Source organism: Nitrobacter sp. 62-13 (assembly GCF_001896955.1).
Lineage (GTDB): Bacteria > Pseudomonadota > Alphaproteobacteria > Rhizobiales > Xanthobacteraceae > Nitrobacter.
In genome coordinates this window covers 13,768-23,643 of sequence record NZ_MKRN01000069.1, presented here as the reverse complement: position 1 = coordinate 23,643, position 9,876 = coordinate 13,768, and the positions used below count along the sequence as shown (strand labels likewise).

Genomic DNA, 9,876 nt, shown 5'->3' with positions numbered 1-9,876 from the left:
GATGCTTTTCAAGCGTGCGGCTGGACAGGCCGAGAAAGTTGGCTGCCTCCGGCGTTCGTAGAAAGCGCGGCGGCAAACCAGCGAGAGTGGACATTTCGCACCTCCGGGCATTCGTTGAGGCTGCCGGTGATCACCGGCGTTCGAAGGCCACGGTGGCGGAGAAAAGCTGCGCGGGGGGAGTGGAAAGATGGGAGTCTAGAATTTCCACACCCGCAGGCGGCTAGAATCGCGGACGATGCTGGAGAAGCTTTCGATATCCTCCCGCGATCATCATCAGACCGTGCTTGATGAGATCCATGGTGGCGTAACGCCGCGACGATGTCTTCCAAACCTCTTCGGCGATATGCTCGGTCCCGAAGAGCACTTCCGCGATGGTGCGATAACTTTCACCGTAGAGATGGCCATCGACCGCTTGGATCATGTGTCGCGCACGGCGCGTCTGCTGTCGGGTTAGCCGAGGATCGCGTGGCACCGACCGACGGTGAACTGATCGCAGGAGGCGGTCGATTGCTTCGAGACGTCCGAAGCCGTGCTCGTCGAGCGGAACCAGTGCGGCGAGCGGTGCATCCGGGGGTGTGTTCGGCAGGCAGACGATATGGAGACGTTGGCCGTTTCGCAGGGTGTGGAGAAAATGCGTGCCACCTTCGTCGACTAACGCCTGTGCTCTTTCATCGGGATCGACGACCTCGAGCTCAATCTGGGGATTCAGAAGCACCGGTGCTGCCGTCACCACCACCGTCCCCGTCTCTTCCTGGGGCTCCCAGAGCACTTCGGTGTCGATCGCCTTGAGGGCCGGCGCTATCGGGAAATCGGAGGCCCCAGCGCTGGCGAATGCGTATTGCCGGCGCTTGGGACTGCCTGTCCTGACGTTCTATTGCCGAGTAATCGCGCTCGTATTCGGAATTCCGACGCAGCCATTCCCAAGCGAGGTCGGGGGCGGCGAGCGTGTCGAGGTAGTCATAGTCAGCGGATGAGCGCCACTTGGACCTTTCCTGTGCCATCTGTCTCCTCCCACGCGTGATTGAAAGTGCGTGCAGGGAGTCCGACGATCATGGGTTGCGGCGCGTGGGGATAGTCCAAGAGTCTGCGCGATGCGATGCAGACCGCGCGCATCGGCGACGTTCAGCCGCCTGACTTCTCGCGCGCCAGGAAGCGGTATCCGCATTCCGTCATCCAGCGTGCGCGGGCCAGGTGAGAATCGTGAACCCGGCGAGCGTGTTCAGCGTCGCCGTCCGGATCGAGGCCGAAGAGGACTGTGGCTGCCTCACGCCAGTCTGCCCCATCAGCGGCCGCATCGAGCAGGCGCAGGTAGAGCTTGGTGTTCTTGCGGTCGTAGTCGGTCACCGCGTCGCTGGCCGGTGGTTCATCTAGGTAATATTGGTTCGTCACAACCGCCTCATCGAATTGCGTCCAGATACAGAATGTTAACCAATTCCGCGAGCGACGGGCGATGCACCGACCGCATCGCGTGATGCTCCGGACGCAGATTGGCGAGCGGTTGCTAACGGCGCTGCTATTCACGTTTGGGTGTTCTTATTCCTCATTACCATGACGCCTTCACCTTGGTCCGAGTTGAGGAGGACCACGCCGCTCGCTTCGAGTGCGCGACGGACCTGGTCGCGTGTCGATTCGTAGACTGCGAGGTCGCTCTCCGACTCAAGGCGCTTGAGCGCTGTAAGTGATACTCGGGCCTTGTCAGCGAGCGTCTCCTGCGTCCAACCCAGCAACGCGCGCGCGGCCCGCGATTGTCGGGCGGTGATCATGCATGATCACCTCCCATCGCCGGGCACACGCACGCCAGAACTACGACTATTTTAGTCGCTCTCGGCGACGGACGCTAGTAAAAATCGCTGTGTTTACCGTCAGCAACGGGGTGGCGGTGGGACTGATTCGGTCGCTCTAGCGAGCGAAAGCCCCGCCCGGATGGCCCGGGCGGGGCTTGGGGCTCGTGCCTCAGTCGCCGTTGCGGCGGTTGGGGCGGGACCAAATCAGGCTGTAGCCTTCGCCTTCCTCGTCGTCGAACAGGTTGGCGTAGATGGGAGCCGTGAACGACGGGTCATCCAGCTTGAGACCGAGATAGTCGCGGCCCTCGTTGGAGCGCTTGGCCCAGGCGGCGCCGATCTCGACGCGGCCCACGAAGACGCGGTGGCTGGGAGAGTTCTCGCCCGAACGGCTGGCTTCGGGAACGATGCGGACGTTCTTGGCCTGGACGCTGAGGGTGACGATCTGGCCGACGAACTCGTTGCCGGACTTCTTGAAGGTGCCGATGGTCGCCATGGTAGTTCTCCTTGATCTCTGTTTCGAGCCCGCACCATTGCGGCCTCGATGGCGATCGGTTGGTCGGAGGCGATCGACGGCGCACCTGCCTGCAGGCCGGAGCGCAGCGGAGGATGGCAGACGGGAGACTTTCTTGTTTCGCGAGGAATGGGCGCAGCCCAGGGGAAGAAAGTCGATCGGCGCCATTGCGGCATAGGCGATCGAGGCGAAGCCGGCCTTCGGCCAGATCAGGCCATCAAAGAGGCCGCTTGGAGCGCTCGATCAGACAGAGAAGGATCAAGGAGAACTTGGCGACACCCGTCGTGCAGCCGCTGAGACACGGCGGACGGCGGCCAGTGCTTCACCATGTCGAGGCAAACGAACCTCCCGCATCAATGCTCCCGACGAACAAGAAGTGGCGAGCGATCTGGCCACTGCCTTCGCAGGCGTCGTCGTTCGCTGCGCGGCCTGGCCCGCATTTCAACGTGACGCTCCACCAGGGGCTCGCTCTGATCCGGGAGTTCCGCAGCGAACTGCCAACTGACGTGGTGGAGTCGAAGGCTACAGCCTGATCTGGTGATGCCGCGCCGGCTCGAATGGCGTCAGGCGCGAATCACGCCCTGGCCGACCTGACCGGGCGGGGCCAGCGTCGCGAGGCGAGCGAAGGCAGTAATGGCGACGACGATCGCGCCGACAACCGAAAAGGCGATCTGCCACGTTTCGGAAGGCATGGTGTGCTTCACGATGCCATGGGTTGCGTGATAGCCGGCGATGGCCGCTGGCGCCACGAAGACCGCTGCGATCATGAGGCGGAGCCAGAGCGGCTTGACGAAAATGAGCAGCAAGTGGCCGATGAGGAGCGTTGCGAGACCGGCAATGATCCCAACGGCGATTCCTCCGAGCCAGCCAGCGCCGGTGCCGTAGGCCCAAACGCCTGCCGTCACGCCGGCGAACAGCGGTAGCGCGTAGACGGCGAGGTAGAACAACAGACAGCAGATCACGCCGATGGCGGCGATGCTGGCGAGGATGCTGATGACAATCATAATGGTGGCCTCCGTGAGAAGCATCTGACGGTCGCGCCTTCCACCACCACCACGGCGCGAACGGATATTATAGCAAAGAAGAGAAGGCCGCGGCGAACCGAATTCGCCGCGGCGCTCTGAGTGAGGCAGGTGTTGACGGCGATCACTTCGGCTGGTCGCCGTAGCGCCAGACGGGAACTCCGATCTTGCGGGCCTTGTCGGTCAGGTTGTCCTGGATGCCCGTTCCCGGGAAGACGATGACGCCGATAGGCAGCACGGCCAGCATTGCGTCGTTGCGCTTGAATGGTGCGGCCTTCGCATGTTTCGTCCAGTCGGGCTTGAAGGCGATCTGCGGCACGTTGCGGCGATCGGCCCAGCGGGCGGCGATACGCTCGGCGCCCTTCGGTGATCCGCCGTGCATCAGCACCATGTCGGGGTGCTTGGCACGCACCTGGTCGAGCTTGTCCCAGATCAGCCGATGATCGTTAAAGTCGAGCCCGCCGCTGAGCGCGACCTTCGGGCCGGGCGGCAGCATGACCTCGGTCTCGGACCGCTTCTTCGCGGCAAGGAAGTCCCGGCTGTCGATCATCGCTGCGGTCATGGCGCGATGGTTGACGAGTGAGCCGTTGCGCGGCCGCCAGGCCGAGCCGGTGTGGCGCTCGAAATGCTCGCAGGCCTGATCGCGCATCAGCTCGAAGGCGTCGCGTCGCTCGATGAGCGTCTGCCCCTCGGCGATGAGTCGCTCCAACTCGACGGACTTGACCTCGGTGCCGTCCTCTTCGCGCTGGCTGCGGCGCTGCATCTGTTCGTTATCGTCGAGCTCGCGGGCGATGCGGTCGGCGGCGCGATGGAAGACGTTGGTGGTCGACCATAGCAGGTCCTCGAGATCGGGCTCGAGGCGGGTATCGCTGAGCGTGGCGACGAGAGCGTCGAAGATGTCGGCGATGGCCCCGGCGACGAGGTTGCCTTCGGGAAGCGGCCGGGGATCGGGTTCGTCCTGGAAGGGGCGGAAACCGTAGAGCTGAAGCTCGGCGAGAACGTGATCGGTCGGAGACGAACTGTGGTGGGGTTCGAAGTCGTCGTCGGTGATCATGGGATGCTCCGTCGCTGGATTGGCCGCGACCCTCGCGGCCTTCATGGCGACGGAAGACGGCGGGCGGGCCGGCCCTGCATCCGGAGCGAAGCGCAGGGCCGAAGCGCCAGCGGAGGACCGCAGGGGGCCGACTATTTTGCTTCGCGATGTAAAGGCGGCTCTGCCGCCGACGGAAAATAGTCGGCCAACGAGGTTGCCGGGCCGGGCCGTTTGCCGTCCCGATCGCCCTCTTGAAGGCCGAGGGCGCTGCTCTCTCCGGCACGTCTGAGCATCGGCCGCCGGCGTGGCGTCGGACCTCGCCTTCGTCCCGGCCATGCGTTCACGGTCACGTGCTCTATGCGGCGTCGGCCATAAAACGCGTGACGTCCCGGGCCGCGAGCTGCGCCCGAAGGTTCGCCCGCAACGCGTCGGGCCCGAGCATGCGGAGATCCTCGTTGAAGTCGCCCAGTCTTGGCGACAGCACGATCGGCTCGATGCCGCTATTGGACGCACGTTCGATCAACGTCGTCATCGCGCCGTCCCCTGCCGGATCGTCGTCACGCGCGATGTAGAGTCGGCGCAGCATGTCGGAGAAAAGGATGGCTGACAGGTGGGCTGCCGAGAGTGCGGCGACCATCGGCATGTTGGGCAGCGCCATCCTGAGCGACAGCATGGTCTCGATGCCTTCGCCACCAGCCATGACATCGCCGGCCACTCCGAAGCGGACAGCGTGCCCGAGAAGATCGCCCATCGCGCGACGCGGCGTGTTGATCGGCGCCTTGCCGAGGCGAATGGGGTCAAAGCCCTCGGGATCGAGCCAGGTCCGATGCGCTCCGGTGAGGCGGCCGTCGAGATCGGTGACCGCCGCGATCATGGCGGGCCAGGTCTCCGTCGCGGAATGCTCGTCCGGCCGGTAGTAGCAGCGTGGGTGAAAGCGGAGCGATCCGGTTCCGTGTAAAGACGTAATGCCGCGTCTGCGGAGATATGCCTCGACCAGCGTGCCGTGGATCGGTCGCGACATCGCGAACAAGCGCTGCGCAGCCTCCGGCGACCCTGTCGGGGCCGGATGTAACGCGTGGCGGCGCTCGTCGCGCGGCGGTTCGGGTTGCGGCAAGCTGAGGAAGGCGCGTGCCTCCTTGGCGACATCGGCGAAATCCAGGAGGCCGCAGCTCTCGCGGATGACGTCGAGAAGGTCGCCGTGCTCGCCGGTGGCGGCGTCGGTCCATTTGCCCGACGCACCCTTGCCACTCTGGGGGCCGGCTAGGCGCACGAACATCGAGCGCCCAGGCGTGTTGCGCACGTCGCCCACCATCCAATAGCGACCTTCGCGACGGCCGTTGGAGAGATAGTGGCGGCACACCGCCTCGGCGTTGCGTGCGAGACGGTGTGCGAGTTCCGAAGCATCGAGCCGGGACATCACGCGGCCTCCCGCTCGCCGACGCGCGCGACCGGATAGCGATCGATCACCTTGGCGAGGATCGCGGGGCCGCTCGCGTCGGTGGGCACGAACATGCGCAGCTTCCACGAAATGATCTCGTGGAAGAGGCCGTAGGCCGTGAGCCGTTCGCGCATGGTGTCGGTGAAGCCCGACAATTCGATGCGATGACCACCCATCACCCGAACGCGATGAAGCTGGAGCCCCTCGGCAAGATCGATAACGGTCTTGCCCTCGACAAGGGCAGCGAAGGCGTCGTCCGGCGTCAGCGAAGGCAGGCCGGTCGCCGTGGCGGTCGCTGCCCACGCCGGCGAGACCCTGCGCCCGATGATACGCTCGCCGTTGTCGGTTTGCAGCCGATAGACGCGCGTCGACTCGTTTGGCAGCCGCTTCCAGATCGGAAGCAGCAAACCCGCGACCATGTGGATGGTCGAGTCGGCGAACGACGGCACGTCGTTCAGTTCCGTGGTCCAGGCCGCGGCGAAGATCGCCTCGTCCGCCTCCTGCCAATGACTTTCCGTCAGCATGCGGACGGGGACATTCGGCGCCTCCATCGGGCGGATTAGGCGCACGCGGTATTCGACCTCGCCGTCGTCGAGCATGACGGATGGTGCATGGACCTGCACGGCAGCACGCCCGGAGCGTTCGTTGACGAGAAGCCGCGATCCGCGCTCGCGCAGCCGGCCCAGCGCTTCGTCCAGCGTGACGGGGCGATTGCGCTGACGCTGCATGATGGTGAGCAGGCGCGTCTCTGCGCCGGTGCCCGGATGCGTGTAGATCGTCTCGCGGTCGGTGACGACGAAGCTCTCGGCGCGCAGCGTCTCCAGGCCCATGTCGTAGGTGCCAGCGGCGATCGCGCCCTCGATGCGAGCGTTCAAGAGTTGCTCGAAAGCGGTGAAGAGGATGCCTTGCAGCTCGATGGTCAGCGCCAGCATGCGGTTGAGGAAGGTAGTGATCGGCGGCAGATCATCCTTGATGCCGTTCGCATCCATGAGCTTCAGGCCGGTCGCCGCCTCGAAGCGTTGAAGCGAGCAGCCCTCGATCTTGCCGCGAACGAGCAGCATGTAGAGCTGGCGCAAGGCGTCGCGTCCGTAGTGGCTTTCGAGATTATCTTCAGGCCTGAACAGGTTCTGGCCGCCGGTTTGGCGCTGACCGCGCGTGATCGCGCCGAGCGTATCGAGCCGGCGCGCGATCGTGCTGAGGAAGCGCTTCTCGGCCTTGACGTTCGTCGCGACCGGCCTGAACAGCGGAGGCTGCTGCTGGTTCGTCCGATGCGTGCGGCCGAGTCCCTGGATGGCCGTATCCGCCTTCCACCCGGGCTCCAAGAGATAATGTACGCGAAGGCGCGTGTTCCTCGCCGTAAGCTCGGCATGATAGCTGCGGCCGGTGCCACCGGCGTCGCTGAACACGAGGATGCGCTTCTGGTCGTCCATGAACGCCTGCGCTTCGGCGAGATTGGCGGAGGCGGCCCGGGCCTCAACGACAAGACGATCGCTCCTGGTGGCGCCGCTCGACTTGCGGACAATGCGGCGCGACCGGCCGGTCACTTCGGCGACAACGTCGGCGCCAAAGCGCTGCATGATCTGGTCGAGCGCGCCGGGAACGGGGGGCAGGCTCGCGAGCTTGGCGATCAGCGCATCCCGCCGCTGCACGGCCTCCCGGCTCTCGACCGGCTGTCCGTCGCGGTAGACCGGCCGCGACGACAGCTTGCCCTCGCTGTCGGTGAAGGGCTCGTAGAGCTGCACCGGGAAAGAATGAGCCAGATAGTCGAGGACGTACTCGCGCGGCGTGATATCGACGCGAACGTCGTTCCACTCCTCGGTCGGCAGCTCGGCGAGGCGGCGCTCCATCAGGGCTTCGCCTGTCGAGACGATCTGGATGACGGCGGCATGGCCATGCTCGAGATCGCGCTCGATCGAGCGGATCAAGGTCGGCGTCTTCATGCTGGTGAGCAGGTGCCCGAAGAAGCGCTGCTTCGCCGACTCGAACGCGCTCCGCGCAGCCGACTTGGCCTGGCGGTTCAGCGTGCCCGATCCGCCCTCGCTTCCGCCGGTGATGTTGGCGGCCTGCATGGCGGCATCGAGGTTGTTGTGAATGATCGCGAAGGCATCCGCATAGGCGTCGTAGACGCGGGTCTGTTCGGGCGTCAGCTCGTGCTCGACCAACTCGTATTCGACGCCGGCAAAGCTGAGCGAACGCGAGGTGTAGAGGCCGAGCGCGCGCAGGTCGCGGGCGAGCACCTCCATGGCGGCGACACCCCCAGCCTCGATCGCCTCCACGAACTCGGCTCGCGTCGAGAACGGGAAATCCTCGCCGCCCCACAGGCCGAGCCGTTGCGCATAGGCGAGGTTGTGCACGGTCGTCGCGCCGGTGGCGGATACGTACACAACGCGCGCGTCCGGCAGCGCGTGCTGAAGCCGCAGGCCGGCGCGACCCTGCTGCGAGGCCTCCTGATCGCCGCGTTCGCCCTTGGCGCCGACCGCGTTCTGCATGGCATGGGCTTCGTCGAAAATGATCACTCCGTCGAAATTCGAGCCCAACCATTCAACGATCTGCCGCACGCGGGAAAGGCGTTCGCCACGGTCGTCGGAGCGTAGCGTGGCATAGGTGGTGAATAGGACGCCTTCCCGAAGCGTGATCGGCTTGCCCTGCGGGAACCGCGAGAGCGGCGTGATGAGCAATCGCTCCATGCCGAGCGCCGACCAGTCGCGCTGCGCATCTTCGATGAGCTTGTCGGACTTGGAGATCCACACCGCCTTGCGGCGGCCCTGCATCCAATTGTCCAGGATGATGCCGGCAGACTCGCGGCCTTTGCCGACGCCCGTTCCGTCGCCGATCATGCAGCCGCGCCGGAAGCGGACTGCGCCCTTGGCGTCCTCCGCTGCGGCGGTCATGACGTCAAGAGTTGCGTCGACCATCCAAGCGCCGGCGAGATAGTCCGAGTGCGCCTCGCCCGCGTAGATCAGCGTTTCGAGCTGGGCGCCGGAAAGCACGTTGAGGATGTTGGCAGGAAGCCGAGGACGGTAGGTCGGCTTGGGCGGCGCGACCGAGGCCATCGCCGCCGATTGGACGAGCTGCGTCGGGTGATCCTGAGCGCCGGCAATCCGGATGCTCTGGAGCGCATAGTCCTCGTAGATGGAATCGGAGAGGCGCGCGCCCTGCGGCGTCCAGTCGATCGTCTCGTAGCTGAGTTCGACGCCTTCAGGCTCGGCGACGCTCGACGGTCGCGTTGCAGTTTGTGCGGCGCGTGCGAGATAGCCGCGAACGGTGCGCGGCGTCGTGACGGCCCGCAGGGCGGTGGAGGCGTCGACCGGCAGCCGTGCCGGCACATGCTCGGCGATCCAGGCCAGCAGCGTGCCGACGTCCGGCGCGACACCGGGTGCGACCGGGAACGCGGTCGGATCGTCGGCTGGTCGCTTGTCGATGACGGTCAGCCGTGTCGGGAAGGTCGTGCCGTGCTTGGCATAGACCCGGCCATCGATGGCGGCGGAGAAGACCACGCGGCCGCGCTCCTGCAGCCGAACATAGGCGTCGCGCCACGCCGGCGCGTCGGGCGCGACATTGGCGCCCGTGATAGCGACCAGGCGGCCGCCATCGGCAAGCCGCGCCAGCGCCGAGCCGATGTGCCGGAGCGCGGCGTCGGCTATACGCCCCTGCACGTTCGCCATCGCCGAAAAGGGCGGATTGATGATGATGACGCTTGGCACAATGGCGGCGTCGAGGTGATCGTGGATCTGTGCCGCGTCGTGGCAGGTCGTGGCGATGTTGGGGAAGAGTAGGGTGAGAACAGCGGCACGCGTCTCGGCCAGCTCGTTGAGGACGAGCGATCCGCCCGCGATCTCCGCGAGGATGGCGAGCAGGCCAGTGCCGGCCGACGGCTCCAGCACGCGGTCAGCCGGCGTGATCGCGGCGGCTGTCAGTACCGCGAGGCCGAGCGGGACCGGCGTTGAGAACTGCTGGTACGCCTCGCTCTCCAATGAGCGGCGCGTGTGTGTCGGCAGGAGCCCGACGACCTTCTCCAGCATCGGGAGCGCCTGAGCCGGAGAGCCGGCCTTGCGCAAAAGCGCCTTTCCGTATTTGCGGAGAAACAG

General features: G+C 65.6%; 9 protein-coding genes. All 9 read right to left on the bottom strand.

What is annotated here, in order from left to right; all coding sequences use genetic code 11:
- Positions 1-220: 220 nt before the first annotated feature.
- Positions 221-769, bottom strand: a complete 549-nt coding sequence (locus BGN91_RS06820) for a DUF2285 domain-containing protein (RefSeq protein WP_292611696.1) — start codon at positions 767-769, stop codon at positions 221-223.
- Positions 693-1,001: a DUF6499 domain-containing protein gene (locus tag BGN91_RS06815; RefSeq protein WP_292611694.1), complete on the bottom strand. Its 309-nt coding sequence runs from the start codon at positions 999-1,001 to the stop codon at positions 693-695. Before BGN91_RS06815 ends, BGN91_RS06820 begins: the two co-directional genes overlap by 77 nt.
- Positions 1,002-1,122: 121 nt before the next feature.
- Positions 1,123-1,389 carry a DUF2285 domain-containing protein gene (locus BGN91_RS06810; protein WP_126699835.1) on the bottom strand — a complete coding sequence of 89 codons (267 nt, stop codon included), beginning with the start codon at positions 1,387-1,389 and terminating at the stop codon, positions 1,123-1,125.
- 128 nt (positions 1,390-1,517) lie between these two features.
- Positions 1,518-1,763 carry a helix-turn-helix transcriptional regulator gene (locus BGN91_RS06805; protein ID WP_292611690.1) on the bottom strand — a complete coding sequence of 82 codons (246 nt, stop codon included), beginning with the start codon at positions 1,761-1,763 and terminating at the stop codon, positions 1,518-1,520.
- A 190-nt stretch (positions 1,764-1,953) separates the two neighbouring features.
- Positions 1,954-2,277, bottom strand: coding sequence for a DUF736 domain-containing protein (locus tag BGN91_RS06800; RefSeq protein ID WP_292611688.1), 324 nt, complete (start codon positions 2,275-2,277; stop codon positions 1,954-1,956).
- Between the two features lie 581 nt (positions 2,278-2,858).
- The gene (locus BGN91_RS06795) at positions 2,859-3,299 is read right to left on the bottom strand and encodes a hypothetical protein (protein WP_292611686.1); all 441 of its coding nucleotides are present in this window, start codon (positions 3,297-3,299) and stop codon (positions 2,859-2,861) included.
- A 142-nt stretch (positions 3,300-3,441) separates the two neighbouring features.
- Positions 3,442-4,371 carry a DUF2493 domain-containing protein gene (locus BGN91_RS06790; protein ID WP_292611684.1) on the bottom strand — a complete coding sequence of 310 codons (930 nt, stop codon included), beginning with the start codon at positions 4,369-4,371 and terminating at the stop codon, positions 3,442-3,444.
- Between the two features lie 334 nt (positions 4,372-4,705).
- A complete protein-coding gene (locus tag BGN91_RS06785; protein WP_292611682.1) occupies positions 4,706-5,767 on the bottom strand; it encodes a toprim domain-containing protein in 1,062 nt (353 codons plus the stop codon).
- Positions 5,767-9,876, bottom strand: a 4,110-nt coding sequence (locus tag BGN91_RS06780; protein ID WP_292611680.1) for a strawberry notch-like NTP hydrolase domain-containing protein, incomplete at its 5' end; no start/stop codon positions are given. The genes BGN91_RS06780 and BGN91_RS06785, both read right to left, overlap by 1 nt.